Consider the following 25,911-nt stretch of genomic DNA (forward strand, 5'->3'; position numbering starts at 1 on the left):
AATGCGTGCGATCGGCCATCGCCTTGCCAGGCCATTGCGGGTCTTGGCGCTGGTGCCGGCATGCCTCGGCTCGGCTCTGGCGAGCGCGCATGCCGGCCCGGTCGCAGCATGCGCATCTTCGACAGGGCTCGATGCGCCGATCGCTCGCGCCGCGGACCGCTTCGCGATTCCGGATACGCTAATTCGCTCGTTGATCGCGGTGGAGAGCGGCGGCGCGGTCTATGCCGTGTCGCCCAAGGGCGCGATGGGGCTGATGCAGTTGATGCCCGCAACCTGGGCCGAGCTGCGCCGCCGCTACGCCCTCGGGATCGATCCTTTCGACCCGTGCGACAACATCCTCGCGGGCACCGCTTATCTTCGCGAGCTGCTCGATCGCTACGGCGACCCCGGTTTCCTCGCCGCCTATAATGCCGGTCCGGGGCGCTACGAAGCCAATCTCGCCGGGCGTCCTTTGCCTCCCGAGACCATCGCCTATGTCGCCCGATTGTCGGGGCGGATGATGGGCGGCGGCACCCTGGTGCCGGCCCGAGCCTTGCCCGATCCCGATGCTTGGCGGCGTGGCGAGCTGTTCGTTCGCGCATCGGAAAAGTCCGGTGAGGACCCATCCCAGCTGCGCGTTTCCCGCGCTTCCAAACCGCAAAACAAGCCCGACTTGCGGCCGTCCGAACCTCCGCGCGACAGCCTATTCGTCCCTCGGACGGGCGCGCCGAAATGACGCATTTCGGACTTTCTCGGATGCCCGGTTGCTGCAGTGAAGCCGTGGCGGAAAGCAGGCTGTCGGGAGTGGGGAAGGAAGGTGGTGGGGGATGGCGAGATAAAAGCGCGGCCGTCGGGGCGGACGCAACTGGTTGTTCTGCTTATTTTATTTGCGCCGTCTCCCTCCGTAGCCTGCCGTCGCCCGCCCGAATTTATCCTGCAAGTTCAGTATCTGGAGCGCTGGCAGCGTCGCCGGGAGCACGCGCGTGACCGCGGGCGAGGACGAGATCCGCGTCAGGCCCGGAAAGGGACGAAGCCGAGGTTCCGGGAGCGTCAAGCCGCTCAGCCTCGCCGCGCAGGTCAAGCGCGCGGCGGGCCGGGTCGGCTTCGCGCGGCGGGGCGCCCGGCGCGGAGGCGGTACCGGACGCCTGGGGCGAGGACGCGGGGTGGCACTTTTGCACGGGAGATCGGCGGCGTCGCGCCGGGTCATCGTCAAGGCGCGGATCGTCCGCCATTCTGGGCCACGCTTCCGGTCGGCGCCGCTCGCACGGCACATCGCCTATCTCGAGCGTGACGGCGTGACTCGCGACGGGCGCGACGCCTCGATGTTCGATGCGCAGTTCGACCACGCAAGCGGGGACGCTTTTGCTGGGCGCTGCACCGACGATCGCCATCATTTCCGCTTCATCGTTTCGCCAGAGGACGCAAGCGAGCTCGCCAATCTCAGAACCTTCACCCGCGAGCTGATGGGCGACATGGCCCGGGATCTTGGCACGCGGCTCGACTGGGTCGCGGTCGACCACTGGAATACCGACAATCCGCACGTCCATATCCTGGTGCGTGGGGCCGCCGAGGATGGTGCCGATCTCATCATCGACCGCGGCTATATCTCGCAGGGGCTACGCGACCGCGCCGAGGCGCGGGCGACTCTCGAGCTGGGTCCCCGCAGCGAGCGCGAGATCGGCCAGGCGCTCGGCCGCGAAGTCGAGGCCGACCGTTGGACCAGCCTCGATCGCGGCCTGCGCGCGCGTGCCGGCGAGGACGGCGCGGTCGATCTGCGTCACGATCCCGGCACGACGCCCGACCGCCGCACGCTGCTCCTGGCGGGGCGCGCCCGGAAGCTCGAGCGGCTGGGCATGGCCACCCCCGCGGGTCCGGCGCGCTGGACGCTCAAGCCCGACTTCGAGACACGGCTTCGCGAACTCGGCGACCGCGGCGACATCATCAAGACGATGCACCGCGCGATGCAGGGCGCCGGATATGCGATCCGTGAGAACAGCCTCGCGATCCATTCGCCTTCCGCACCGGAGCCGGTCATGGGGCGGCTGGTCGCGCGCGGCCTTCACGACGAGCTGACCGGCACCACCTATGCGATCGTCGACGGCATCGATGGCCGGTACCACCATCTTCGCTTCAACGATCTGGAACTCACCGGCGATGCCGCGCCCGGCGCGATCGTCGAGCTGCGCGGCTGGCAGGACCGCGGCGGCGCCCAGCGCCAGGCGCTCGCGGTACGGAGCGACCTGCCGCTCGACCGGCAGGTCACCGCGCGCGGCGCGACCTGGCTCGATCGCCAGCTGCTCGCCGGGGACTTCGCACTCGCGTCCCAGGGGTTCGGCGCCGAAGTTCGCGCGGCGATGGCGGCGCGCGAGGAACATCTGATTGCCGAGGGGCTCGCGAGCCGGCGGAGCGGCCGCGCGGCGCTCGCGCCGAACCTGATCGAGACACTCCGCGCCGCCGATGTGAGCGAGGCGAGCGCCCGGATCGCCGCGCGCACCGGCCTTACCCCTTATCAGCCAGCACCAGGCGCGACGGTCGCCGGCACCTATCGCGAGCGGGTGACGCTCGCTTCGGGCCGCTTCGCGATGGTCGACGACGGGCTCGGCTTCCAGCTCGTCCCCTGGCGCCCCGCGCTAGACCGTCAGCTAGGACAGACCGTGACCGGGGCGATGACCGCCGGCGGGGGAATCGACTGGACCATCGGCCGCAGCCGCGGGCTCGGCATCTAGGGGCACAATCTATGCAGTCCTCGAAGATCCTCTGGGGCCAGGTCACGATCGTGCTGCTGATCGTGGTCGGCGCGGTCTGGGGCGCGACCCAATGGACCGCACAGGCGCTCGGCTATCAAGGCGAGCTGGGCCCGCCCTGGTTCACGGTCCAAGGCTATCCGGTCTATCCGCCGCCCGCCTTCTTCTGGTGGTGGTTCAGCTACGACGCCTATGCGCCCGAAGTGTTCGTGCGCGGGGCTTATATCGCGGCCTCGGGCGGTATTGTCTCGGTCGCGGTCGCGATTGCCATGTCGGTGTGGCGGGCGCGCGAGCGCAAGCATGCCGAGACCTATGGCTCGGCGCGCTGGGCAACGCCCCAAGAAGTCGCCGAGGCGGGGCTGCTCGGCGAGGACGGCGTCGTGCTCGGCAGGCTCGGGGCCAGGTATCTGCGTCACGACGGTGCCGAGCATGTGCTGTGCTTTGCGCCGACACGCTCGGGCAAGGGCGTCGGCCTCGTCGTCCCTTCGCTGTTGACCTGGGCAGGCTCGGCGATCGTCCATGACATCAAGGGCGAGAATTGGACGCTGACCGCGGGGTTTCGCGCCCGCGTCGGACGCGTGCTACTGTTCGATCCCACCAATCCCGGATCGGCTGCGTACAATCCGTTGCTCGAGGTTCGCAGGGGCGAGTGCGAGGTCCGCGACGTCCAGAATGTCGCCGACGTGCTGGTCGATCCCGAAGGCTCGCTCGAGCGTCGCAACCACTGGGAAAAGACCAGCCACGCGTTGCTGGTCGGCGCGATCCTCCATGTCCTCTATGCCGAGCCCGACAAGACGCTGGCCGGGGTGGCCGCCTTTCTTTCCGATCCCAGGCGTCCGATCGAGGCCACGCTCGCGGCGATGATGTCGACCTCGCATTTGGGCGAGGCGGGGGTGCACCCGGTAGTCGCCTCGGCTGCGCGCGAATTGCTCAACAAGTCGGAGAACGAGCGCTCGGGGGTGCTGTCGACCGCGATGTCCTTTCTCGGCCTTTATCGCGACCCGGTGATCGCCCAAGTCACCGGCCGCTCCGAGTGGCGCATCGCGGATCTGGTCGAAGGCGATCGGCCGGCGACGCTGTATTTGGTGGTGCCGCCGTCGGACATCAGCCGCACCAAGCCGCTGATCCGGCTGCTGCTCAACCAGATCGGGCGCCGGCTGACCGAGGAGCTGACGCCAAATACCAGGCGGCACCGCATCCTGCTCATGCTCGACGAGTTCCCAGCGCTCGGGCGCCTCGACTTCTTCGAATCCGCGCTCGCCTTCATGGCCGGCTATGGGCTGAAGGCCTTTCTCATCGCCCAGTCGCTGAACCAGATCGAGAAGGCCTATGGGCCGAACAACGCGATCCTCGACAATTGTCATGTGCGCGTGAGCTTCGCGACCAATGACGAGCGCACCGCCAAGCGGATCTCCGACGCGCTCGGCACGGCGACCGAGATGCGCGCGATGAAGAACTACGCCGGGCATCGCCTGTCCCCATGGCTCGGGCATCTCATGGTGTCGCGCACCGAGACCGCGCGGGCCTTGCTGACGCCTGGCGAGGTGATGCAGCTGCCCTCCGACGACGAGATCGTCATGGTGGCCGGCATCCGACCGATACGTGCGCGCAAGGTCCGCTACTTCAGCGACCCGCGGCTTGCCGCCCGGGTTGTCGATCCACCCCCGCGGGGGAGGGAGCAGAATGTACGCCCCAGCGACTGGACGGCACTGTCCAGTCTCGGGCACCCGCAGACTGAATTAGCCGCACAGCGTGCCGATGACAGCGCCAATGGCGGAATTCGCTGCGAGACCGAGCTGGCCGAGGTGCCGGACACCGTCACGCCTCCCGCGCCGCGCCGTGGCGAGTTCGATTTCGACGACGCACCAACCGACGACACGGCCGCCGCGCGACGCTTGAACAGTCGCCTGCGTGGCACGGCGCGCCGAATTTCGCTCGATCCAAAGAACGGAGGTGATTTATGAGTGCGCTTCGCATCAAGCACACGTTCCGGCTGCCGCCCGAACTCTCTGCGCAGCTGGCGGACTATGCCGCCCGCAAAGGCGTGGCCCAGGCGCTTATCGTCGAGACCGCATTGTCGAGCTTCCTTTCCGAGGACAGCAGTGAGCATCTTGAGGCGGTACTCAGCCGCCGGCTCGACCGCCTGTCGCGGCAGGCCGAACGTCTTCTCTGGCACGTCGAGCTGGGCAATGAGACACTGGCGCTGTTCGTGCGGTTCTGGCTGATCAACAATCCGCCGCTGCCGGATGCCGCGCTCGCCGCCGCGCAGGCGATGGGCAAGGAACGCTGGGAGCGGTTTGTCGAGACGCTCACTCGCAGGATGGAGTTCGGGCCGAGGCTTCGGAACGAGATTTCCGAAGATCGCGACCCGGCCCCGCCCGGTCAATAACAACCTCGATGTCTAGGTTCCACCCGTCTCGACTCGATCATGACCGTCCAGTCTGGAACTCAATATGCTCGCCCGAAGCACGCTTTACCGGTGTTTGCGGGTGCTGGTATTTAAAGCTGATGGAACATCGGCCCGGTTACGACGCGCTCATGCACGAAGTTTGCGTCGAGCGTGGTTGGTGCGGATGGATCGTTGATGGATGTCCGTCGCATGTCGACGACTTCATTCCAGAACATGGACCCGTCACCGCAGATCAATTCGTCGATTGGCTATTCATGGCAGACGGTACGGATCCGAAAGCTGACCCGACGAAGTGGCGCGAGCAACGGCAGGGCCTTCGTCACGCCTTCATTCGCCACATGGGGCGCGACACCGTGGATGCTTCATCGAAATGGGCGCTCGACTAACCCGCCCGTGCAATTTGTCCACGCCGCCCTCCGAGCGGCTGAAACCGCAGTAGCGTCGGTCGAATAACCGAAACGACTCGGACGGGCGCCGTCGAGGCCGGTCGACCATGCCGCGGCACCTCGTCCAACATGGCGTTGCGCCGGCACTTTCTTATTCTACGCCACGATGCGACGCCGATAAGTCCCTGTTGCCAAGCGCAAAATTCCTGCCTTCTTAGTCAGCCCTGTCGCCGGTGCAGTATCGCGCCGGCCTAGCCAGGGTGCCGATCGATGAGCGCAACGCCAGTCCGTTCCGAAGCCGCGCGACGGGGCGCTCGCATGCTGCGGACCGCGCTCGGCTCTTCGATCGCCGCTTGGCTCGACGATCCCGAAATCGTCGAGGTCATGCTCAACCCCGACGGGAGGCTTTGGATCGACCGGCTGGGAAGCGGGCTCGCCAACACCGGCGAGACCGTGACGGCGGCCGATGGCGAGCGCATCATTCGCCTGGTCGCGCATCATGTCGGCAGCGAAGTCCATGGCCGCTCGCCGCGCGTCTCGGCCGAGCTTCCGGAATCGGGTGAGCGCTTCGAAGGGCTGTTGCCGCCGGTGGTGACCGCGCCGGCCTTTGCGATCCGCAAGCCTGCCGTCGCCGTGTTCACCCTCGACGAGTATGTGGCTTCGGCGATTATTTCGCCGAGCCAGTGCGCGGCCCTTCGCGCCGCAGTCGCCGGGCGCGAGAATATCCTGGTCGCCGGCGGCACCGGCACCGGCAAGACTACACTGACCAACGCTCTGCTCGCCGAAATCTCCGGCACCAGCGATCGCATCGTGCTCATCGAGGACACGCGCGAACTGCAATGCACCGCGCCCAACATGGTCGCGATGCGGACCAAGGAGGGCGTGGCGACGCTCTGCGACCTGGTGCGCTCGTCGCTGCGGCTTCGCCCCGACCGCATTCCGATCGGCGAAGTTCGTGGGTCCGAAGCGCTCGACCTTCTCAAAGCCTGGGGCACCGGTCATCCCGGGGGCATCGGAACGATCCATGCCGGCACCGCGCTCGGCGCGCTGCGCCGGCTCGAGCAGCTCATCCAGGAGGCCGTCACCACCGTGCCGCGCCCGCTCATCGCCGAAACCATCGGCCTGATCGCGGTGCTGGTGCGCGATGGCACCGGCCGCCGCCTTGCCGAGCTCGCCCGCGTCCGGGGGCTCAAGCCCTCGGGCGAATATCGCCTTGCATTCCTCACCGACGGAGAAGCCGAATGAACGTCTCGCTTTCCGCCGCCCGCACCCGTGCGGCGGCACTCACCACCTGCGCAGTGGCGGCCATACTGGCCTGGCCGGCGCACGCCTCGGGCTCCTCTATGCCTTGGGAAAGCCCGCTCCAGTCGATCCTGGAGAGCATCGAGGGGCCGGTCGCCAAAATCATCGCGGTGATAATCATCATCGTGACCGGCCTGACCCTGGCCTTCGGCGAGACCTCGGGCGGCTTCCGGCGCCTGATCCAGATCGTGTTCGGGCTGAGCATCGCGTTCGCGGCCAGCTCCTTCTTCCTCAGCTTCTTTAGCTTCGGCGGCGGGGCGCTGATCTGATGGATACGCTCGATCCCGGCGCGGCCATCCCGGGCTATTACGCGCCTGTCCACCGCGCGCTGACCGAACAGATTCTGCTCGGCGGTGCGCCGCGTTCGGTCGCGATCGTCAACGGTACGCTAGCAGGGGCCGTCGGCCTCGGCCTTCGCCTGTGGCTGGTCGGACTGCTCATCTGGGCCGTCGGCCACGCCGCCGCTGTCTGGGCAGCGCGCCGGGATCCCCAATTCCTCGAGGTCGGGCGGCGTCACATGCGCTATCCCACTTATCTGCGCGCGTGAGGCGGACATGATGTTCCTGCGCGAATACCGCGCCCGCGGTGCGACCCTTTCGGACTTCCTGCCCTGGGCGGCGCTGGTCGCTCCCGGCGTGGTGCTCAACAAGGACGGCTCGTTCCAGCGGACCGCCGCGATCCGCGGTCCCGACCTCGATTCGGCGACGCCGTCGGAGCTGGTCGCCACCGCCGGCCGCCTCAACAGCGCGCTGCGTCGGCTGGGCTCGGGTTGGGCGATCTTCTTCGAGGCGCAGCGCGTGCCGGCGCTCGACTATCCGGATGACGCTTTTCCGGACCCGGCTTCCGCGCTCGTCGAGCGCGAGCGCCGCGAGCAGTTCGCCGAGGAAGGCGCGCATTTCGAAAGCGCCTATTTCCTGACGCTGCAATGGATGCCGCCCGCCGAGGACGCCGCGCGCGCCGAAGAATGGCTCTACGAGGGCCGATCGCGGGCCGGCGTCGATCCGCAGGAGGTGGTCGCCGGCTTCGTCGACCGCAGCACGCGGTTGCTCCAGCTGCTCGAAGGTTTCCTGCCCGAGGCGCACTGGCTTGATGACGGCGAGACGCTGACTTACCTCCATTCGACGATCTCGACCAAGCGGCAGCGCGTCGGCGTGCCCGAGATCCCGATGTATCTGGACACGATCCTGGCCGACGAATCGCTGGTCGGCGGCCTTGAGCCCAAGCTAGGCAATCAGCATCTGCGCGCGCTGAGCGTCACCGGCTTTCCGAGCGCGACCTTTCCAGGGCTGCTCGACGATCTCAACCGGCTCGCCTTCCCGTATCGCTGGGTCACGCGCGCGATCATGCTCGACAAGACCGACGCGACGAGGCTCCTTTCGCGCATCCGCCGGCAATGGTTCGCCAAGCGCAAGTCGATCGCCGCTATCCTCAAGGAGGTGATGACCAACGAGGCGTCGGTGCTGGTCGACAACGACGCCTCGAACAAGGCGGCGGATGCCGACCTCGCGCTGCAGGAACTCGGCAGCGACATGGTCGGCCAGGCCTATGTGACCGCCACCGTCAGCGTCTGGGACGGCGATCCGGGCCTTGCGGCCGAGAAACTGCGGCTGGTCGAAAAGGTTATCCAGGGCCGCGACTTCACTGTCATCGCCGAGGGGATGAACGCCGTCGAGGCGTGGCTGGGGAGCCTGCCCGGTCATGTCTACGCCAACGTCCGCCAGCCGCCGATCTCGACGCTGAACCTCGCGCATATGGTGCCGCTGTCGGCGGTCTGGGCGGGGCCGCCGCGCGACGAGCATTTCGATGGCCCCCCCTTGTTCTTCGCGCGGACAGAAGGCTCGACCCCGTTCCGCTTCTCGCTCCATGTCGGCGATGTCGGCCACACGCTGATCGTCGGCCCCACCGGTGCCGGCAAGTCGGTGCTGCTCGCGCTGATGGCGATGCAGTTTCGCCGCTACGATCAGGCCCAGATTTTCGCCTTCGACTTTGGCGGGTCGATCCGCGCCGCCACCCTAGCCATGGGCGGCGATTGGCAGGATCTTGGGGCTGCGCCGCAGGACGAAGGCTCGCTTGGCGTTCGGCTGCAGCCGCTTGCGCGGATCGACGACCTCGCCGAGCGCAGTTGGGCGGCCGAATGGCTTGCGGCGATCCTCGCCACCGAAGGCGTACCGCTCGATCCGCAGGCGAAGGAGCATCTCTGGGCGGCCCTCAACTCGCTGGCATCTGCGCCGGTATTCGAACGGACGCTGACCGGCCTCGCGGTCCTGCTCCAGTCGCAACAACTCAAGCAGGCGCTCGGCCCCTATTGCGTCGGTGGTCCGCATGGCCAGTTGCTCGATGCCGAATCCGAGCATCTGGGGGATGCGCGCGTCCAGGCATTCGAGACCGAGGCACTGGTCGGCAGTGCAGCCGCGCCTGCCGTCCTGTCATATCTGTTCCACCGTATCGAAGCACATCTGACCGGTGCCCCGACGATGATCATCATCGACGAAGGCTGGCTCGTCCTAGACAGCCCGGCTTTCGCCGCCCAGCTACGCGAGTGGCTCAAGACACTCCGCAAGAAGAATGCGAGCGTGGTCTTCGCGACGCAGAGCCTTGCCGATATCGAGACTTCGGCGATCGCGCCGGCGATCGTCGAGAGCTGTCCGACCCGAATCTTCCTTCCCAATGAGCGTGCGTTCGAGCCGCAGATCGCAGCTATCTACCGCCGCTTCGGCCTGAACGACCGCCAGATCGAGATACTCGCCCGGGCGACACCCAAGCGCGACTATTACTGCCAGTCGCGCCGCGGCAACCGCCTGTTCGATCTTGGTCTCGGCGAGGTCGCGCTCGCCTTCGCCGCGGCATCGTCGCGAACCGACCAGCGGCGCATCGCCGAACTTTTCGAAGCCCATGACCGTGCCGGCTTTGCCGCAGCGTGGCTGCGCGCCTGCGGTCTCGATTGGGCCGCCGACCTTCTCCCCGTCACTCACCAGGAGTAAATGTCATGCGTACCCCAATGCTACGCCGCCTCGCACTTTCGAGCGGATCGGCTTTGCTGCTCTGCATGGCGGCGCCGGCGCATGCCCAGTTCGGCGGCGTCGTCTACGACCCGACCAACTATTCCCAGAATGTACTGACTGCCGCGCGGACGCTCGAGCAGATCAACAATCAGATCAAGTCGCTCCAGAATGAAGCGCAGTCGCTGATCAACGATGCCAGGAACCTGGCATCGCTTCCGACCTCCGCGCTCGCCGCGCTCCAGTCCCAGGTCCGCGCGACCCAGCAGCTTCTGTCCAACGCGCAGCGCATCGCTTATTCGGTCCAGTCGATCGATCAGGCCTTCACCAGCCGCTATCGCGGCTCGCTGATGTCCTTGACCGACAAGGCGCTCGTCGACAAGGCCCGCGCCCGCTGGGAGGACACCGTCGCCGGCTTCGAGGACGCGCTCAAGGTCCAGGCCGGGGTGGTCAGCAATATCGAAGGCTCGCGCGTTGCGATGGACCGGCTGATCGGCTCCAGCCAGTCGGCCTCCGGCGCTTTACAGGCCGCCCAGGCAAGCAACCAGCTGCTTGCGCTCCAGGCCCGGCAGCTCGCCGACCTTACCGCGGTGGTCGCGGCGCAAGGACGCGCGCAGGCGCTCGAAGCCTCGCAGCGTGCCGCAGCGCAGGATCAGGCCCGTGAGCAGCTGCGCCGCTTCCTGGCGCCCGGGACCGGCTATCGCCCGACCCCGGTCCAGATGTTCCACCGCTGAAGGTCCGGGCGATGAACATTCGGCTTCCCGCTCGCATCGGCGCGTTCGCCTGCCTTGGCGTCGCCCTCGCCATCGGCCTTCTCGCCTTGCGTGACGAGCCGAAGTCGGCATCGTCCCCTGCGCCCCTCTCGACCGACCTGCCCAAAGACCCGCTCCAGGCCAAGCTTCGGAGCTGCCAGTTGGCCGGGCAGGCGGCGGGCTCGGACCCGGGCTGCCTCGCAGCCTGGGCCGAGAACCGCCGGCGGTTCCTCGGCGCCGCCCCCGCTGAGCCGCTCGTCGACGACGCGCTCGGCAAAACCACCGAACCGGCGACCGTCCCTGAGGACGCCGCGCTCAATCAGGAGCAATGACATGGGCGGCACTGGCGTCGTCGACCGGTTCCTCGAGGTCTTCACTTCCTATATCGACTCCGGATTCGGCCTGCTGCAAGGCGAGGTCGCCTTCCTGGCCACGACGCTGATCGTCATCGATGTGACGCTCGCCGCGCTGTTCTGGACCTTCGGCGAAGGCGACGACATCATTGCCCGCCTCGTCAAGAAGACCCTTTTTGTCGGCATCTTCGCCTACATCATCGGCAACTGGAACAGGCTTGCGAGGATCGTCTTCGAGAGCTTCGCAGGGCTCGGGCTCAAGGCGTCAGGCACGGGATTTACGACGGCGGAGTTGCTCCAGCCGGGCCGAGTCGCGCAGGTCGGGCTCGACGCTGGGCGCCCGATCCTCGAGTCCATCTCCGGACTGATGGGCTATATCAGCTTCTTCGAGAACTTCATCCAGATCGTCGTCCTGCTGTTCGCCTGGGTAATCGTGCTGCTCGCCTTTTTCGTGTTGGCGGTGCAACTCTTCATCACGCTCATCGAGTTCAAGCTGACCGTGCTGTGCGGGTTCGTGCTGATCCCGTTCGGCCTGTTCGGGAAGACTGCGTTCATGGCCGAGCGCGTACTCGGCAACGTGGTGTCATCGGGCATCAAGGTGCTGGTACTGGCCGTGATCGTCGGCATCGGCTCGACGCTCTTTTCCGAATTCACCAACGCGATCGGCAACGCGCAGCCGACGATCGAGGACGCGATGGCGATCGTGCTCGGCGCGCTCTGCCTGCTCGGCCTCGGCATCTTCGGTCCCGGCATTGCCAGCGGCATCGTCTCAGGCGGCCCGCAACTGGGTGCGGGCGCGGCTGCCGGCACCGCGCTCGCCGCCGGTGGCGTCATTGCGGCCGGCGCGGCCGCTGGAGGCGCCGCGCTCGGTGCCGCTGGCGCGCTGGCGGGGGCCGGCCGGACGGTCAGTACTGCCGCCGGCGCATATCGCGTTGGCGCCGAAGGCAAGTCGGGCATCGCCGGCGTCGCGTCGGGCATCGGCAATGTCGGCCAAACCGCGGCCGGCAGCGCGATGTCACCGCTTCGTCGCGCCGCCGGGATGAGCGGATCAGGCGGCGGCAGCAGCGGCGGTCCCATAAGCGCCAGCATCTCATCAGGGTCTGCGCCTGCGCCGGCACCCGCGCCAGTGGAGCGCGATTCAGGCGGTGTGCCAAAGCAGCAGACCGGGGGCGGTCCGGTCGAGCGCGACGGCGGCGACATACCAAACCCTCAGGCGGTGGGCGCGACGGCGGCACCTGTACTTGAGGCCGATGCCGGCTCCTTGGCAGCCCTGCCTGCGGCGAACTCGACGCGCAGCGAACCGCCGGCTTGGGCCAAGTCGATGCGTCGCCATCAAGCGATCGTCCATGGCGCTTCCGTCGCGACCCACACCCTGCGCGGCGGCGACAGCCGCGGGCCTGGCGCCTCCGTCAGCGTGACCGACAAGGAGTGAATTGCCATGTTTCGACGATCGACCGTGCGTTATGGCGCAACGCCAGAGCCCCAGACCCCCTATCAACGCGCCGGTCAGGCGTGGGACGACCGTATCGGCTCGTCGCGCGTCCAGGCGCGCAGCTGGCGGCTTGCCTGCTTCGCGGCGCTTGCCCTGCTGGCGCTGGCCATCGCCGGGCTGATTGGCATGGCGATGCGCGGCACGATCACGCCGTGGATCGTCCAGGTCGACAAGCTTGGCGAAGCGCAGGCTATCGCGCCGGCTGCGGCCAACTATCGTCCGAGCGATCCGCAGATCGCTTACCATCTGGCGCGCTTCATCGAGAACGTCCGCGGCATCCCCGCTGACCCTGTCATTCTGCGCGAAAGCTGGCTGCGGGCCTACGACTTCACCACTGCCAAGGGCGCGCTCGCGCTCAACGACTATGCTCGGAACAACGACCCCTTCGGGCAGGTCGGCAAGTTGCAGATCGCGGTCGACGTCTCCAGCGTAATCCGCGCCTCCGATAACAGCTTCCGCATCTCGTGGACCGAGCGCCGGTATCAGGACGGCAGCCTTGCCGCGACCGAGCGCTGGTCGGCAATCGCGACGGTGGTGATCCAGACGCCGCGGACGTCCGAGGCGCTGCGCAAGAACCCTCTCGGGCTGTTCGTGAACGCCCTCAACTGGTCAAAGGAGCTCTCGCAATGATCCATCACCGCACGCCCATACTGCCGCTGTTGTTCATCCTCCCGCCGCTCGCCGCCTGCTCAGCATCGCACGCGCAGACGCGCCCGCCAGCCTTTGACACCGCGCCTGCGGCGGTGCCCCCGCCCGATCCGCCGAAGCCAGTCGAGATCGTGCGGATTCCGGAGCCCTTGCCGCTGCCGGGACAGCTAAAGCCGATCTCCGCGGCGGCTGCACGAGAGGCCAATCCCAGGGCGCGGATCGGCACCGCGAACGCGGCGGCCCGCATGCAACCGATGCGCGAAGGTTTCCTGAACGCGATCCAGCTTTACCCTTGGGCGGAAGGCGCGCTCTACCAGCTCTATGCTGCGCCCGGACAGGTAACCGACATCGCGCTCCAGGAAGGGGAGCAGCTCGTCGGGCCGGGACCGGTCGCGGCCGGCGACACGGTCCGCTGGATCATCGGCGATACCGTGAGCGGGAAGGGGGCCGGGCAGCGCGTTCATATCCTGATCAAGCCGACGCGGACGGGGCTCGTCACCAACCTCGTCATCAACACCGATCGCCGCACCTATCATCTCGAGCTGCGCTCTACGCCCGAGACCTATATGGCTTCGGTCTCCTGGACCTATCCGCAGGATGCGCTGATCGCGCTTGCCGCGCGCAATCGCGTCGCTGCGGTCGCGGTGCCTGTCGTGTCCCACATCGATATCGACGCCTTGCACTTTGGCTATCGCATTGAAGGCGACCATCCCGAGTGGCGACCGCTCCGCGCGTTTGACGACGGGAAGCAGGTCTTCGTCGAACTGCCGCCGAACATCGGCCAGAGCGATCTCCCGCCGCTGTTCATCGTCGGCGCGAAGGGCGAGGGCGAGCTGGTCAATTTCCGCCTGCGCGGCCGCTACCTGGTGGTCGATCGTCTTTTCGCCTGCGCCGAGCTACGCCTGGGCGCGGGCAAGTCCGAACAGCGCGTTCGAATTCACCGCGATGATCATGCTCGCCGGGGGAAGTCGAAATGAGCGCCGCTGACGAACCGGCTCCGATGGCACCTCCTGATCTGCGCCTGCGCAGCGATCCGCCTCGCGTCATGCGCCTTTCGCGCAAGGCATTGGCCGTGGTCGGGCTGCTCGCGACCGCTGGCATCGGTGAAGCGCTGATCTATGCGCTCCAGCCGTCGGCGCCGAAGAGCCAGACCGAGCTTTATGCGACCGACAATCGCGCAACGTCCGACAGCCTTGCCGGCGCCCCGAAGGACTATTCCCAAGTCCCGAAGCTGGGGCCGCCGCTCCCCGGCGATCTCGGGCGTCCGATCCTGTCCGCGCAGCAGCGCGGCGCGGATGTCACACCGCCAGCGATTGGCGCTCCGCCTCCTGCTGCGTCTACCGGGAACGGCGCCAACGCGGCCCAGACGGCGCGCGAGCGCGTCAGGCAGGAGCGCGATGCGGCCCGGACCAGCAGGGTTTTCGTCGGCGGCGAAAGCGCTACCACTTCGGAAGCCACCTTAGCTCCGGGATCGGTCGCTCTGCCGGCGGTGGCGGGCACCGCAGCCGGGCCTGCTTCTCCGACAGCTCCCGCGAGCGACCAGGGGGCCAGGCGCAACTTCCTGCGCGCTGACGGCAATGGTCCGACCGAAAGCAACTTCCGCGTCGCAGCGCCGAGCTCGCCCTATATCGTGCAGGCCGGGAGCGTCATCCCGGCGGCCCTCATCACGGGCATCCGTTCCGACCTCCCGGGGACCATCACGGCGCAGGTGACCCAGAATGTCTATGACAGCGTCAGCGGCCGTTATCTGCTGATCCCGCAGGGGAGCCGGCTGATCGGCGAATATGATTCGCAGGTCTCGTTCGGCCAGAATCGGGTTTTGCTTGCCTGGGACCGTCTGATCCTGCCCGACGGGCGCTCAATTCAGCTCGATCGGCTGCCCGGCGCCGACGCCTCAGGCTATTCGGGTCTGGAGGATCGCGTGAACCAGCACTGGGGCGGGATGCTGCGCGCCGCGCTCGTCTCGACTTTGCTGAGCGTCGGGACCGAGGTCGCTAGCGGCGACGAAGATGACCTAGTTCGCGCCCTGCGCCAAGGCGCGTCCGAGTCCATCGGCCGCACCGGTCAGGACTTAGTGCGCCGCCAGATGGGGGTCCAGCCGACGCTCACCATTCGGCCGGCCTTTCAGCTGCGCGTGATCGTCACGCGAGACATCGTGGTCGCGCCCGGAGAAGGGGGATCACGATGACGCTAAAGCTGGGTCGGATCCCCGACGATAAGCCAGTCAAAATCACGATCGACCTGCCTGCGGTGGTGTATCGCGACCTGTTGGCTTATGCGGATGCCCATGCCGCGGTAACGGGACAGCCTTCGGGCGGACCGGCCAAGCTGATCGTGCCGATGCTCGTGCATTTCATGGCCAGCGATCGGGAATTCGCGAAGGTTCGGCGGTAGTTTGAATGCCTTGTCCGGCGCGCGCGATAGCCTGCGCGTCGCCTCTGTCGGCAAAAAGGTAACGGCCAGGAGTACCGGCGTTCGCTGATCCGCGCCGCCTGTCCCGAGCCGCCTTGGGAAGGCCGGCACGGGAAGGGTCGCCGCGCTTCCCCCTCGCGCGGCGGCTCTTCGAACTTAATCGGGTTCAATGAGCGGGGAGTGCACGGGCATAGCGGTGCGCCACTAAGTCGAGGAACCGCCGAAGCGCGGCGCTCTCATTGTCGCGCCGCCAATGGATTGCTTGCTCGAGATGGGTCGCGCCGAAAGCATCGTGCACCGGCCGCAGCGTTACGCCCTCAATGGCTGCCGCAACCCCCGTCGTGACGATAGCGCACCCGTCGGATGCGAAGGAAAACAGATTCTCGCGCCGCACGTCCTGGACGCGAATGCTCGGGCCAAAGCCCGGGCTCGCCAGGCGCGATGTAACCAAGTCGTTGAGAAAGGGACCGGGATCGACCTTGCTGATGATGAAATCCATCCCCGTGAGGTCGGTCCAAAAGAGTGGATCGCGCGCGCACAGCGGGTCTTCGCTCTTGAGGCCGATCATCACCTGCTCGCTCCAGAATGACAGCGAGACGATGCCCGAGCGCTGCGAGCGGCCGCTCAGCACCGCAAAGTCGAGATGGTCGCGTTCCAGTCCGCGCAGCAGCCGGGTGCGGCTGCGCTCGCGAGCTGCAAGCTCGACGGCCGGCCAAGCCGTACGGAAGTCCCGAATCACGGCCGATAGATCGCCGCTTGCGAGGGACCCGTGGAAGCCGAACCGCAGCGTGCCCGCCGTTCCACGTGCGATGGCCGCACAGTCCCGGTTGAGGGCGTCGATATCGTCGACGATCCTGCGCGCCCTACGCAAAACTCCTTCGCCTGGGTCGGTCGGCACGACGCCCCGCGTTGAGCGCCGGAACAAAGCAATCCCCAAGCGGTCCTCAAGATGGCGGATGCGATTGCTGAGCGTCGACTGCTTGATGCCGAAGCGGTCAGCAGCTTGGCTGAAGCTGCCGCTGTCCGCGGCGGCTATGGCGTAGCGCAGCAAATGTATCTCGATCATGCCCGCTCCTGCGCGTGCCATGGCGCCGCTGTTCGGACTGGCCATCGCGCGGAGTGCATCATTTCGCGCCAAAAATGTTAGGGCCATTCCAAGAAATGGGGTGCCTGCAAGGTTGGCAATTACTTGCCGTCCAGGGCCGACCGTTGATTGGCTGGAACTGGCCGCTTGCCGACCGGCAGCTCTTCGGTTCCGAATCTCGTTAGCGGCCACACGTCAGCTGTTCCTTGCGGGCAAATCTCTGTTCAAACACGCGTTTGGGCGACTCGGAGCCATGCAGCGCGGAGCTGTTGACTCTTAAGTCTACATATGTTGTGATGATGCATGGCTCGAATCCGGCAACCGTCGAAACAGATGCGCGTCTTGCTTGAGGCGATGTCTGCGCAGCGCCAGCAATGGCGGCACGGATATGATCTGATGAAGGAGACGGGCCTTTCGTCCGGCACACTCTACCCGTTGCTCATGCGGATGACCGATCAGGGGCTAGTCGAGGCCGAGTGGCGCGAGCCCTTGCAACCTGGCCGGCCGGCGCGCCACGCATATCGGCTGACAGCTGCGGGCTTTGCGGTGGCGCTGGATGCACCTGGCAGTCACAGCCCTTTTCCCAGCAAAGGTGCAACCGCATGAAGGCTATCATAGCGCGAGCCGTGATGGCGCTGGCTGTAGCCAGCCTCAGCGAGAACCGGCAAGAATGGTCGCTCGCGATGCGGGTGGAGTTCGAAACGGCGTTGACGGAAAGGAAGCCGCTGCGGTTCGCGATTGGGTGTCTGACCGCGGCCTGGCGCGAGATGATCACTCGGCAAGAAGGCCGGTTCCTCCTGACGAATTACGCGCTCGCGTTCGGCATCATGATCCCGATGGCCGCGCTTCAGATCGGCTGCGCGGCCGGGCTCCCCTATCTATACCCTGGCCAGACCGGGCTTGCCGGCGCGCTGTTGCAAGGCGGGGCGCAGGAATTCCTATTGCGCGGAGTTTATCAGGCTGCGGTACCCTCGCTGTCGCTCCTTCTGCTCTTGCTCGGCGTGGGACATTTGCGGATCGCCTGGGCAATGCTGGACCGCGACTGGGCGCGCGTCCGGCGTACCGGAATACTCACGCTGGCAGCCGCCGCGACCCTCATCATCTTCATGGCCACGCTCTTCCTAGACGGAAGGCAGGCGATGCTGCAGGCAACGGTGCTGGCGATCGAGCTGGCCACCCTTTCGGTCGTGGTGCGGTGGCACACCCAGCTCTTTCCGGCGAGGCTGGCGGAAGCACCGGGGCCGTGAAGCGTACGCTGGCGCCGGCAAATCCAGGTCGGTGATACCTAGCCCCGCACGCGTCGGCAGTCCTGTCTCGGCGTCCAGGGCTTTCGATCAACACGATTTGAAAACAGGAGAGATGCCGCGTGCCCAACGCACATTTCCGCTTGATCGCGCTCATCGGCGCAGTCGCAACGAGCTTGACAGCCGGCAGCGCCGCATATGCTCATGCAGAAGAACGACGCTGCCCGCTTCCGATCCTAGCAGCGGGCGGGCCGAGCAATGCGCATAGCCGGTACGTCGAAGCGAATTTGAAGCCGCCGGTCGTCGAACCGGGCGCCAAATCGTACAGCCTGGCCGAACGGATGCGAACCTACGCGGTTCCCGGGATCAGCGTTGCAGTCATCCACGGCGGGAAGGTTGCCTGGGCTCGAGGCTGGGGCGTTCGCGATACCTCCAGTTGTGCACCGGTAACCCCGGACACCGCGTTTCAGGCAGCCTCAATCAGCAAGGTCGCCACAGCTGTCATTGCGTTGCGACTGGTGGAGCAGGGCAAGCTCGGCCTCGATCAGGATATCAACCGCTTCCTGCGATCGTGGCAGCTGCCGCGTGATCCCAAGCTAGCCCCTGACGGTGTTACCCTCCGCCAGCTGTTGAGCCACACCGCCGGGCTCAACGTCCACGGCTTCCCCGGCTATTCACCCGACGCGCTTTTACCGTCTCCCGTCCAGATCCTTGATGGCGCAGCTCCGGCCAACAGTGGTGCGGTTCGCAGCACCCAGCCCGCGGGCGGACAGTGGAGCTATTCAGGCGGCGGCTATGTACTGACGCAGCTAGCGCTTTCGGACTTAAGCGGGATGCCCTTCGCCGCCCTCGCGCAACGTGAATTGCTGGGGCCGCTGAAGATGACTCGAAGCGCCTACGCGCAGCCGCCATCCGGGACCATCCTCGCCGACCTCGCTTCGGCGCATGTCCGTGACAATCCCATCCCGGGCAAATATCACGTCTACCCCGAGCTCGGGCCCGCTGGCCTATGGACGAGCGCGACCGATCTTGCACGACTGCTGATCGACGTGCAGGCTTCGGTCGCGGGTAGGGACGGCCATCGGCTTTCGCCCGCAATGGCACGTGAGATGCTGACGCCGATCAAGGGCAATTGGGGCTTGGGGCCGGCAGTCTATTCGGACGGAGCGCGGCGCTTCGGGCACGACGGCCTGAACGAAGGCTTTCAGTCGTTCATGGTCGCCTATGTCGATCGGGGCGAAGGCGTAGTGGTTCTCGTCAACGGGGGCCAAGGCAGGAAGCTGATTGACGAGGTCGTCCGCGCAATCGCGACCGATTATGGCTGGGCTGATATTGCAGCGCCGACCGCGGAGCCCAAGATGCTGACCCGCGCCCAACTCTCGCAGGTTACCGGTGCCTTTGCAGGCGGCGGGCTCTCGGTCACGATCGAGGCGCGTCCCGATGGCCTATTCGCCTATACGGGCGGCCCGCGCTCGGAGCGATTGATCGCGCTTTCACTGACTCGCTTCCGTAGCGAGGATACTGGGATCGTGGGTCAATTCGAACCGGACTATTCGAGCTTCGACATCGTGGAGGGTGGTCCGCCGATCAAACTGATCCGCACGATGCCAGCGACTGCACCGCCTGAGCAACGTCGCTGATGAAGTCCTCGGTGAGACCGGGCTGTATAGTTGAAGCGCGGTCGAATGTTTATGCGGAAAAAATCGACGGCTGGTCTGGGAATCGAGCCCAGGTTACGGAACGGCTGCTACTGAGGCGCAAAGCCGCCAAGCAGCAAATGCTAGAACCTGCCTGGCCGCTCCTGGGCCGTAACCTGCCAGGCGGCTAACGCCCCAAATTGCGGACGTAGCCGCCATTGGCCAGAGTTTCCTTACAGAGGGGGAGCCTGAATGCGCACAGAGCAGATCGAGATATACTCCGATGCGACTAGCGCGGCGGTTATGCGTCACCCCGGACGAAAGTTTTCGGGAATGCTCATTCAGGGAGATGCGCTGTATGGTCTCAGCCGAATGGCGGCGACCGCCCTCGTCGGCGCTGAGCCGGGTGAAGATCATTGACACGACTTGAAGAAGCTTGCGGATGACCTCCAGTCGGGGGTGGATTTTACTCACAAATTATGCGCGAGCATGGTCTGAAGCTTCCATTTCAATGCGGGCGAATGACCGCTTCCCACCAGCCTCGAACTCTCGCGGGCCCAAAGCGAGACGCTAGAAACGGAACGGCGGATAACGCAGGCAACACCAATCCCTGAGCGTCTGATAGATTTCGGGTGGTTGGTGGCGAGCGGACCTGTCAGCACCGGAAAACCGGGTTGGGCGATGTCCGGGAGCGGACCTTGGCAGCCCGACGGACCGGCAGATGGCGGTCCGCCAGCAGCTGCTGATCCGCCTTCGCCCAGCGCCGGCCGTTCAGGTCACGCCAGCGTGATACCGAGAATTCGCCATTCTGCCTGTGTTGGGGGAGAATTCCTCGAGCAGGACTTCTCCGTTTGCAGAGGAGATCGTCGGTCCGCGAGTTCGCGGACCCACCGTGCCCGGTGAGCATAGTTCCGGTGAGGCATGGCAGAGGAGTTTTCGAATTGGCCTAGACGTACTGCACGCACGATTCGTCGCACCTCACTTGCCGACGAAGCAAGTTGGATGCGTGCCAATCCCGATGCAAGTGGAACTGGCGGGTCAAGCCACCCCAGAGCCACGATCGCAAGCCGAACGGGAATCCAAATGCGTCAGCTGCTCATGGCCCTTGTCTCCGTTGCCGCATTTTCCCTTGCCACGTCCGCTAGAGCACAGAATGTCTACCTGCTGGACGGAGGAGCGTTCTCAAATGCGCTTGCAGCTAACACACTGGCATCGAGAACCCGCGCGCTCATCGGCGAGCAGGTCAAACCGAATGCTAAAAAGAGGGTCTCGCCGACTTCCCCCGTCAAAAGGTCGGCGACCTCGATCCGCTTCGTTTCCACTCCCGCAGCAAGCGCCATTCCATCGATAGTGAGCCGCTACCCCGCGGTACGACAGGAGGAAGTACGCTCCACTCTCGAGTTGCTGCTACCGAAGTTCGCCGCTGTCGAGGACCTGTTTGGTCAGCCTCATCACGACCTCGCGACGGCAATCTCCGCGTTCATTGGGGCGAGTTATGAAGCGGCCTCTGGCAAAGAGATTACTCATGCTCAGGGCATGGCGCTCATTGAGCAGATGCGAACTGTATTGATTGGCCCGTCTGGGATCGCCGATGCTCCTGCGGCGGAGAAACAGAAGCTGTACGAGCAGCTTGCGATACTCAGCATGCTAACCGGTGGGGCAGCGTACGAGCTGAAGCAAAGGCCGGATTCGGTACTCGCTGATAAGGTCAGGTCAGCCGGCCGTGCCTACCTCGCACAACTATCGTTGAATCCTGATAAGATGCGATTCACCGATCGAGGCTTGTTTCAGGATTGATTGCCGGAGCTCGGCAGCTATCGCCGCTCTCGTCCATGAAAGCTGCCAGTCCGCCGCAGCCGACGCTGAATGACCGGGATCGGGCGCTCTGCCGACCGGCAGGTTACATAAGACCTTGCCCGCCAACCCTTGCACTGATTCGGCTCCCCGCGGCTTTCGTTCAATCGGGAGAAAACGGACCGCTTTTGCATCAGTAAGGAACCGCACAGATTCGGACTCGCTATTTAGCTCGGCTTCCCCTTCGAAGAACTGGAGGCCTGTTTTTTGGCTAGCGGCTCGTCGATCGGGGCAGGCGGAAAGGGTTGTTCGCCCGCGGGTCTGTCCTAACACCTAGCCTGTTGACAGCATTTCGCGCAGGCACGCCGCCAGATCCGCATTGCGGAAAGGCTTGGTCAAGCGAGGCAGGTCAGGCGCAATCCCTTCCACTTCTGCATAGCCGGATACCACGAGGACCGGCAAATTCGGATTATGGGCTCGTGCGGCACGCGCTAGGTCGGCACCGCTCATGCCTGGCATCAGGTGATCCGTCACAAGCAGATCCGGCGCTTCGCCGGCATGCAGAAGGTCAAGAGCTTCCTCTGCAGAACTAGCCTCGAGGACTTTGAACCCAAAATCGTTCAGCATATCGGCCGTGCTCATCCGGACGAGGTCCTCGTCATCCACCAAGAGTGCGAGCCCTCGTCCAACAGGCCTGTCGATCCGATCGGACGATTGCTCCTGATGCTCGATGGGCAGCACGCTGATCGGCAGCCAAAGCGTCACCGTTGTGCCATCGCCAGGCGTGCTGTCGATGGTCAGTCCACCGCCAAGTTGTGCGGCCAGCCCATGCACCATGGACAGGCCCAGCCCGGTACCCTTGCCGATCCCCTTAGTTGAGAAGAACGGCTCGATCGCCCGCCTAAGCGTCACTTCGTTCATTCCCGCCCCCGTGTCGCGGACCCACAATCGAATATAATGGCCGCGCCTCAGCCCTGCGGCGTGCTCTGCGCGAACGCTCTCGCGCTGTGCGCCGATCGTAAGCTGGCCGCCATGCGGCATCGCGTCGCGCGCGTTCACAGCTAGATTGAGCAACGCCATCTCCAATTGGTTCGCATCGGCGAGCGCAGGCGGCAGGTCGGGCGCAAGCGTCACTCGCACGTCGATGTTCGGGCCGACCGTCGAACCGATCAGGCCAGCCATTTCATCGACTAGCGTGGCCAGGTTCACCGCAGTCGACTGAAGCGGTTGGCGTCGAGCGAAGGCGAGCAGGCGCTGCACCAGGGTTTTGGCCCTTTCGGCAGATTGCAGCGCACCGTCGATCAGCCGCCGCTCGCGCTCATTGCCCAAGCCCTTTCGCACCAGCATGTCGAGCGAGCCGATGATCGGTGTGAGCAGGTTGTTGAAGTCATGCGCCACCCCGCCGGTAAGGCTGCCCATCGCCTCCATCTTCTGGCTCTGCCGCAAGGCTTCCTGCGCGGCTTCCAATTCGGCTTCTCGCGCCTTTGCAAGGCTGAGGTCGCGGCCGACAGCGACGAAGTTAAGGCCGTCGGGCTCTGGTGCCACGGTCCACTCGATGGATTTCCAGCCTTTCTCCGCAGTGGCGATGCGGTTCTCAAAACGGGTCGGCTGACGATTCTCTTTCATCCGCTCGATCGCGGCCAGCGTGCCCGGCATGTCCTCTGGGTGCATAAACGTGGCATAGCCACGGCTGAGCAATTCACCCTCACTCCATCCCAGCACCTGGGTCCATGCCGGGCTGACCGCCGACATCATGCCGCTATAGTCGGCGCGGGCCAACATGTCCTGCGACAGGTTCCACAGGCGATCGCGTTCTGCCGAGCGCTCGGCCACCTGCCTCTCCAAAGTCTCGTTCAATTTGCGCAATGCGGCCTCGGCGAGCTTGCGATCATGAATATCGACTGACGCGCCGAACCACCGTACCACGGGACCATTCGCAGCCTGGCGATACGGCTCCCCGCGCACTAGGAACCAGCGATAGTCCCCATTGGCGGCGCGAATACGATGCTCGATCAAGAAGGTGCCGGCAGTGCGGCGCGCCTCCTCGAATGCGGCCATCGTCACTGCTCTGTCGTCTGGATGCACGTGCTCCGCCGCGACCGCCGCAGCGGTTTCCGGAAAGTAGGCAGATCCAGTGTAGTCAGACCAATGCCGGTTAAAGAACTCGGCCCGGCCGTCCGCGTCAGTGATCCAGACGATCTGCGGCACCGCATCGGCCATCAGCCGGAACTTCGCCTCGGTGGCGCGCAACGCTGTCTCGGCCTCCTTGCGATCGTGGATGTCGATTGAGCTGCCTACCCAGGTGGTGATGACGCCCTCACCGTCCCGTATCGGCTCTGCGCGCGCCACATACCAACGATACGCCCCGTCCTGGCGGCGATAGCGCACCTCCATTTCATAGCTGGCCCCGTCTGCGCGCGCTTCCGCCCATCGCTCCGCTGTGGCTGCGACATCATCAGGGTGGAGGGCGTCCGTCCAGCCGTTAGGAAGTGCCTTAGCCGGAGACTGGCCGGTGTAGGCGTACCAGCGATCATTGAAATACGTTAGCTCGCCGTTCGGTTTCGCGAACCACACGAAGGCGGGAAGCGCGTCGGTGAGCTTCCGCAAGGTTGCCTCGCTCTGGCGTTGCCGTTCCTCGCTCTCTCGGCGCGCATCTATATCGATGACGGAGCCGACATACCCGAGATAGGTCCCGTCCTCGTTGAAGCGGGGAGCCGCGGCGTCGAGCGTCCAACGATAGCTGCCATCTGCCCGGCGCAGCCGATATTCCACCCTGAACGGTGCTCGCGCTGCATTGGCCTCACGGAATACCCGCTCCGCCTCGGCCTTGTCGTCCGGATGCGTAGCGTCGAGCCAGCCGAACCCTTCCGCTTCCTCCGGCGTCTGCCCGGTGAAATCATACCAGCCGCGGTTGAGGTAGATGCAATAGCCGCTCGGATCCGTCACCCACATCATCACCGGAGCGTGGTCGGCCATGTTGCGGAAGCGCGCCTCGCTCTCCCGGACCGCCCGCTCGGCTTGCACGCGGCCAGTCGTCTCCGTACACGCGCAGAACATTCCTGCGACCTCTCCATGCTCGTCGTGAACGGGCGAGTAGGAGAAAGTAAACCAGGTCTGCTCATCGAAGCCGTCTCGGTGCATCAGCAACGGCAGATCCTGGCGATAGGTCGCCTGGCCGGCCAAGGCGGCCGCGATCAGGGGATGGATGTCGTCCCAGATCTCCGCCCAGATATCATGGAAGCGCCGCCCGAGTGCGGCTGGGTGCTTGCTCGCCAGGATGGCAGCATAGGCATCGTTATAGAGGAACCCAAGCTCCTGGCCCCAGGCGACGAACATCGGGAACTTTGACGCCGTCATCAGGCCAACGACCAATCGAAGCGAGTGGGGCCATTGCTCGGGCGGTCCCAACGGAGACGTCGACCAATCCTGCGAGCGCATCAGGGCGGCAACCTCGCCATCTTCATCGAGGAACCGGAGATCACCAAGTGAAGGTTTCGAACTCATAACCCCTTATGCGCACGCCCTTTCCCGCCGCCAATCCTGAATTACCGGTGACGGCGCGTTTCGATGTAGAAGTCGCGGATGACCACTCGCCTCGTTCGCACAGAGCCATTTCGTCGAGGCGAACCTTTCGCATCTCTAGCAATCTCCCAACACATGACATGCACCATGTGGGGGATGCGGCAGGGTGCCAGCGCCTTGCGCTAAAGGTACCTCGCATAGCGGCAGTCCGTCAGGGCCATCGCTCATCGGCCATCCGCCTGATTCCGCTCTGGGCGAGGCTAGCTAAGGGCGGGCCGACGCTTTGCGTACCAACGCGACCCCCTGCAGAATATTGTTGACCACGAAGCCGGGATCCTCGTGGGGCAACCCATGTCCGGCAGTCGCCGCTACATTCTGTCGTGCGTTCGAGGACAATGATAAGAACCGCCTTTGAAGCTGCTGGGTCGCCGCCTCAAGCTCGTCTGCAATCGGTTCGGACAACCCGGGCACCATCCGGTACCGCGGACTGTGCGTGGCAACGATGACGGGCTTGGCACCAAGGGTTGTCAGACCACGCGCCTGTGCCGCGCTCTGCCCGAACGCCAGCATTTCCTCGTTTTTCGTTGGATCGTCGACCATGCTGGTTAGAAAGGCCCGGGCGTTGGTGATCGCCTCCTCCTCATCCGGAGCAGCGGGCGGCAGCAACGACAGCCAAGTCTTCACTTGGTCGGGATGCGTCGCGGAGATCAGCACTATGCCAGCAGTATTCGCGGGGTAGCGGCTGGCGAAGACTTGCGCATGCAGTCCGCCGATCGAGTGGCCAACGAGGAGATACGGCCCCTTCAGACCTGCTTTATGCAGGGCGGCATTAAGATCGACCGCAGCATCCATGCTGGTGCGCGGAACTTTGGGCGCGGGGTCGCTGCCACCAAGCCCGGCGCGGTCATAGAGGCAAATGCGCGTGCGCCTGGCAACCTTGCTGGCAATGCTGCGCCATCCATCATCTTCCGCAGGCGCCGTTCCGAGGCCGGCGTCGACGACTACCGTCGGATAGCCCGTCCCCTGACAGCCAATGCGAATGGATCGACCGCCAATGTCAAAGCGGCCATCCACATTGTAGGGCGCAGCATCGGCTCCTGACGCCAGCGGCGCGAGCATCGCGACGAACGATATTAGACCAAGTGCAGGGCAT

24 protein-coding genes are annotated in these 25,911 nt (G+C 65.3%); 21 read left to right on the top strand and 3 right to left on the bottom strand.

Going from position 1 to position 25,911, the window contains the following annotated elements; genetic code table 11:
* Nucleotide 1 precedes the first annotated feature (1 nt).
* The 16 genes from AC3WJI_RS00250 to AC3WJI_RS00325 all read left to right on the top strand — a co-directional run bounded on the left by AC3WJI_RS00250 (nt 2) and on the right by AC3WJI_RS00325 (nt 15,459).
* Entirely contained in the window at nt 2-715 is a 714-nt protein-coding gene (locus AC3WJI_RS00250; protein ID WP_492755217.1) for a lytic transglycosylase domain-containing protein, read from the top strand.
* Nucleotides 716-962: 247 nt separating this feature from the next.
* Nucleotides 963-2,705: a relaxase/mobilization nuclease domain-containing protein gene (locus AC3WJI_RS00255; RefSeq protein ID WP_492755218.1), complete on the top strand. Its 1,743-nt coding sequence runs from the start codon at nt 963-965 to the stop codon at nt 2,703-2,705.
* Between the two features lie 11 nt (nt 2,706-2,716).
* Complete coding sequence (locus AC3WJI_RS00260; protein WP_492755219.1) at nt 2,717-4,687, top strand: conjugal transfer protein TraG; 1,971 nt, start codon at nt 2,717-2,719, stop codon at nt 4,685-4,687.
* Entirely contained in the window at nt 4,684-5,112 is a 429-nt protein-coding gene (locus tag AC3WJI_RS00265) for a CopG family transcriptional regulator (protein WP_492755220.1), read from the top strand. The genes AC3WJI_RS00260 and AC3WJI_RS00265 overlap by 4 nt, the downstream gene beginning before the upstream one ends.
* A 119-nt stretch (nt 5,113-5,231) precedes the next feature.
* The gene (locus tag AC3WJI_RS00270; protein ID WP_492755221.1) at nt 5,232-5,519 is read left to right on the top strand and encodes a hypothetical protein; all 288 of its coding nucleotides are present in this window, start codon (nt 5,232-5,234) and stop codon (nt 5,517-5,519) included.
* Between the two features lie 270 nt (nt 5,520-5,789).
* Nucleotides 5,790-6,764 (top strand): P-type conjugative transfer ATPase TrbB, encoded by a 975-nt coding sequence (gene trbB / locus AC3WJI_RS00275; protein ID WP_492755222.1) that lies wholly within the window; start codon nt 5,790-5,792, stop codon nt 6,762-6,764.
* Nucleotides 6,761-7,090, top strand: coding sequence for a TrbC/VirB2 family type IV secretion system protein (locus AC3WJI_RS00280; RefSeq protein WP_492755223.1), 330 nt, complete (start codon nt 6,761-6,763; stop codon nt 7,088-7,090). The genes trbB and AC3WJI_RS00280 overlap by 4 nt, the downstream gene beginning before the upstream one ends.
* A complete protein-coding gene (locus AC3WJI_RS00285) occupies nt 7,090-7,368 on the top strand; it encodes a VirB3 family type IV secretion system protein (RefSeq protein ID WP_492755224.1) in 279 nt (92 codons plus the stop codon). The genes AC3WJI_RS00280 and AC3WJI_RS00285 overlap by 1 nt, the downstream gene beginning before the upstream one ends.
* A 7-nt stretch (nt 7,369-7,375) precedes the next feature.
* The gene (gene trbE, locus AC3WJI_RS00290) at nt 7,376-9,802 is read left to right on the top strand and encodes a conjugal transfer protein TrbE (RefSeq protein ID WP_492755225.1); all 2,427 of its coding nucleotides are present in this window, start codon (nt 7,376-7,378) and stop codon (nt 9,800-9,802) included.
* Nucleotides 9,803-9,807: 5 nt separating this feature from the next.
* The gene (trbJ, locus tag AC3WJI_RS00295) at nt 9,808-10,554 is read left to right on the top strand and encodes a P-type conjugative transfer protein TrbJ (RefSeq protein ID WP_492755226.1); all 747 of its coding nucleotides are present in this window, start codon (nt 9,808-9,810) and stop codon (nt 10,552-10,554) included.
* Between the two features lie 11 nt (nt 10,555-10,565).
* Nucleotides 10,566-10,904: a putative entry exclusion protein TrbK-alt gene (gene trbK-alt, locus AC3WJI_RS00300; RefSeq protein ID WP_492755227.1), complete on the top strand. Its 339-nt coding sequence runs from the start codon at nt 10,566-10,568 to the stop codon at nt 10,902-10,904.
* Between the two features lies 1 nt (nt 10,905).
* A complete protein-coding gene (gene trbL / locus AC3WJI_RS00305; RefSeq protein ID WP_492755228.1) occupies nt 10,906-12,357 on the top strand; it encodes a P-type conjugative transfer protein TrbL in 1,452 nt (483 codons plus the stop codon).
* Nucleotides 12,358-12,363: 6 nt separating this feature from the next.
* Entirely contained in the window at nt 12,364-13,047 is a 684-nt protein-coding gene (gene trbF / locus AC3WJI_RS00310; RefSeq protein ID WP_492755229.1) for a conjugal transfer protein TrbF, read from the top strand.
* On the top strand, nt 13,044-14,042 hold the full coding sequence (gene trbG, locus AC3WJI_RS00315; protein ID WP_492755230.1) for a P-type conjugative transfer protein TrbG: 999 nt from the start codon (nt 13,044-13,046) through the stop codon (nt 14,040-14,042). Before trbF ends, trbG begins: the two co-directional genes overlap by 4 nt.
* Nucleotides 14,039-15,253: a TraB/TrbI/VirB10 family type IV secretion system protein gene (locus AC3WJI_RS00320; protein ID WP_492755231.1), complete on the top strand. Its 1,215-nt coding sequence runs from the start codon at nt 14,039-14,041 to the stop codon at nt 15,251-15,253. Before trbG ends, AC3WJI_RS00320 begins: the two co-directional genes overlap by 4 nt.
* Complete coding sequence (locus AC3WJI_RS00325) at nt 15,250-15,459, top strand: DUF2274 domain-containing protein (RefSeq protein WP_492755232.1); 210 nt, start codon at nt 15,250-15,252, stop codon at nt 15,457-15,459. The genes AC3WJI_RS00320 and AC3WJI_RS00325 overlap by 4 nt, the downstream gene beginning before the upstream one ends.
* 184 nt (nt 15,460-15,643) lie before the next feature.
* On the opposite strand, the gene AC3WJI_RS00330 is transcribed toward AC3WJI_RS00325, so the two are convergent.
* The gene (locus tag AC3WJI_RS00330; RefSeq protein ID WP_492755233.1) at nt 15,644-16,543 is read right to left on the bottom strand and encodes a LysR family transcriptional regulator; all 900 of its coding nucleotides are present in this window, start codon (nt 16,541-16,543) and stop codon (nt 15,644-15,646) included.
* Nucleotides 16,544-16,864: 321 nt separating this feature from the next.
* On the opposite strand from AC3WJI_RS00330, the gene AC3WJI_RS00335 reads away from it, so the two are divergent.
* The 5 genes from AC3WJI_RS00335 (at nt 16,865) to AC3WJI_RS00355 (ending at nt 21,239) form a co-directional block, all read left to right on the top strand.
* Entirely contained in the window at nt 16,865-17,167 is a 303-nt protein-coding gene (locus AC3WJI_RS00335; RefSeq protein ID WP_492755234.1) for a PadR family transcriptional regulator, read from the top strand.
* Nucleotides 17,164-17,808, top strand: a complete 645-nt coding sequence (locus tag AC3WJI_RS00340) for a hypothetical protein (RefSeq protein ID WP_492755235.1) — start codon at nt 17,164-17,166, stop codon at nt 17,806-17,808. Before AC3WJI_RS00335 ends, AC3WJI_RS00340 begins: the two co-directional genes overlap by 4 nt.
* Before the next feature lie 119 nt (nt 17,809-17,927).
* Nucleotides 17,928-19,445, top strand: a complete 1,518-nt coding sequence (locus AC3WJI_RS00345; RefSeq protein ID WP_492755236.1) for a serine hydrolase domain-containing protein — start codon at nt 17,928-17,930, stop codon at nt 19,443-19,445.
* A gap of 249 nt (nt 19,446-19,694) precedes the next feature.
* Nucleotides 19,695-19,862: a DUF6959 family protein gene (locus tag AC3WJI_RS00350; protein ID WP_492755237.1), complete on the top strand. Its 168-nt coding sequence runs from the start codon at nt 19,695-19,697 to the stop codon at nt 19,860-19,862.
* 663 nt (nt 19,863-20,525) lie between these two features.
* Nucleotides 20,526-21,239 (top strand): DUF6683 family protein, encoded by a 714-nt coding sequence (locus tag AC3WJI_RS00355; RefSeq protein WP_492755238.1) that lies wholly within the window; start codon nt 20,526-20,528, stop codon nt 21,237-21,239.
* A 330-nt stretch (nt 21,240-21,569) separates the two neighbouring features.
* Here the strand turns inward: AC3WJI_RS00355 and AC3WJI_RS00360 are convergent, their stop codons facing one another.
* Entirely contained in the window at nt 21,570-24,740 is a 3,171-nt protein-coding gene (locus tag AC3WJI_RS00360) for a PAS domain S-box protein (RefSeq protein WP_492755239.1), read from the bottom strand.
* 282 nt (nt 24,741-25,022) lie between these two features.
* Nucleotides 25,023-25,877: an alpha/beta fold hydrolase gene (locus AC3WJI_RS00365; RefSeq protein ID WP_492755240.1), complete on the bottom strand. Its 855-nt coding sequence runs from the start codon at nt 25,875-25,877 to the stop codon at nt 25,023-25,025.
* Nucleotides 25,878-25,911 lie beyond the last annotated feature (34 nt).

Source organism: Sphingomonas sp. FW306-1B-B10E (assembly GCF_058782005.1).

What these genes read in the sequence shown, in the direction of transcription:
- AC3WJI_RS00250 (WP_492755217.1), top strand. Translation starts at nt 2, where the DNA reads ATGCGTGCGATCGGCCATCGCCTTGCCAGGCCATTGCGGGTCTTGGCG.
- AC3WJI_RS00260 (WP_492755219.1), top strand. Translation starts at nt 2,717, where the DNA reads ATGCAGTCCTCGAAGATCCTCTGGGGCCAGGTCACGATCGTGCTGCTG.
- AC3WJI_RS00265 (WP_492755220.1), top strand. Translation starts at nt 4,684, where the DNA reads ATGAGTGCGCTTCGCATCAAGCACACGTTCCGGCTGCCGCCCGAACTC.
- AC3WJI_RS00270 (WP_492755221.1), top strand. Translation starts at nt 5,232, where the DNA reads ATGGAACATCGGCCCGGTTACGACGCGCTCATGCACGAAGTTTGCGTC.
- trbB (WP_492755222.1), top strand. Translation starts at nt 5,790, where the DNA reads ATGAGCGCAACGCCAGTCCGTTCCGAAGCCGCGCGACGGGGCGCTCGC.
- AC3WJI_RS00280 (WP_492755223.1), top strand. Translation starts at nt 6,761, where the DNA reads ATGAACGTCTCGCTTTCCGCCGCCCGCACCCGTGCGGCGGCACTCACC.
- AC3WJI_RS00285 (WP_492755224.1), top strand. Translation starts at nt 7,090, where the DNA reads ATGGATACGCTCGATCCCGGCGCGGCCATCCCGGGCTATTACGCGCCT.
- trbE (WP_492755225.1), top strand. Translation starts at nt 7,376, where the DNA reads ATGATGTTCCTGCGCGAATACCGCGCCCGCGGTGCGACCCTTTCGGAC.
- trbJ (WP_492755226.1), top strand. Translation starts at nt 9,808, where the DNA reads ATGCGTACCCCAATGCTACGCCGCCTCGCACTTTCGAGCGGATCGGCT.
- trbK-alt (WP_492755227.1), top strand. Translation starts at nt 10,566, where the DNA reads ATGAACATTCGGCTTCCCGCTCGCATCGGCGCGTTCGCCTGCCTTGGC.
- trbL (WP_492755228.1), top strand. Translation starts at nt 10,906, where the DNA reads ATGGGCGGCACTGGCGTCGTCGACCGGTTCCTCGAGGTCTTCACTTCC.
- trbF (WP_492755229.1), top strand. Translation starts at nt 12,364, where the DNA reads ATGTTTCGACGATCGACCGTGCGTTATGGCGCAACGCCAGAGCCCCAG.
- trbG (WP_492755230.1), top strand. Translation starts at nt 13,044, where the DNA reads ATGATCCATCACCGCACGCCCATACTGCCGCTGTTGTTCATCCTCCCG.
- AC3WJI_RS00320 (WP_492755231.1), top strand. Translation starts at nt 14,039, where the DNA reads ATGAGCGCCGCTGACGAACCGGCTCCGATGGCACCTCCTGATCTGCGC.
- AC3WJI_RS00325 (WP_492755232.1), top strand. Translation starts at nt 15,250, where the DNA reads ATGACGCTAAAGCTGGGTCGGATCCCCGACGATAAGCCAGTCAAAATC.
- AC3WJI_RS00330 (WP_492755233.1), bottom strand. Translation starts at nt 16,543, where the DNA reads ATGATCGAGATACATTTGCTGCGCTACGCCATAGCCGCCGCGGACAGC.
- AC3WJI_RS00335 (WP_492755234.1), top strand. Translation starts at nt 16,865, where the DNA reads ATGGCTCGAATCCGGCAACCGTCGAAACAGATGCGCGTCTTGCTTGAG.
- AC3WJI_RS00340 (WP_492755235.1), top strand. Translation starts at nt 17,164, where the DNA reads ATGAAGGCTATCATAGCGCGAGCCGTGATGGCGCTGGCTGTAGCCAGC.
- AC3WJI_RS00350 (WP_492755237.1), top strand. Translation starts at nt 19,695, where the DNA reads ATGCGCACAGAGCAGATCGAGATATACTCCGATGCGACTAGCGCGGCG.
- AC3WJI_RS00355 (WP_492755238.1), top strand. Translation starts at nt 20,526, where the DNA reads ATGCGTCAGCTGCTCATGGCCCTTGTCTCCGTTGCCGCATTTTCCCTT.
- AC3WJI_RS00360 (WP_492755239.1), bottom strand. Translation starts at nt 24,740, where the DNA reads ATGAGTTCGAAACCTTCACTTGGTGATCTCCGGTTCCTCGATGAAGAT.
- AC3WJI_RS00365 (WP_492755240.1), bottom strand. Translation starts at nt 25,877, where the DNA reads ATGCTCGCGCCGCTGGCGTCAGGAGCCGATGCTGCGCCCTACAATGTG.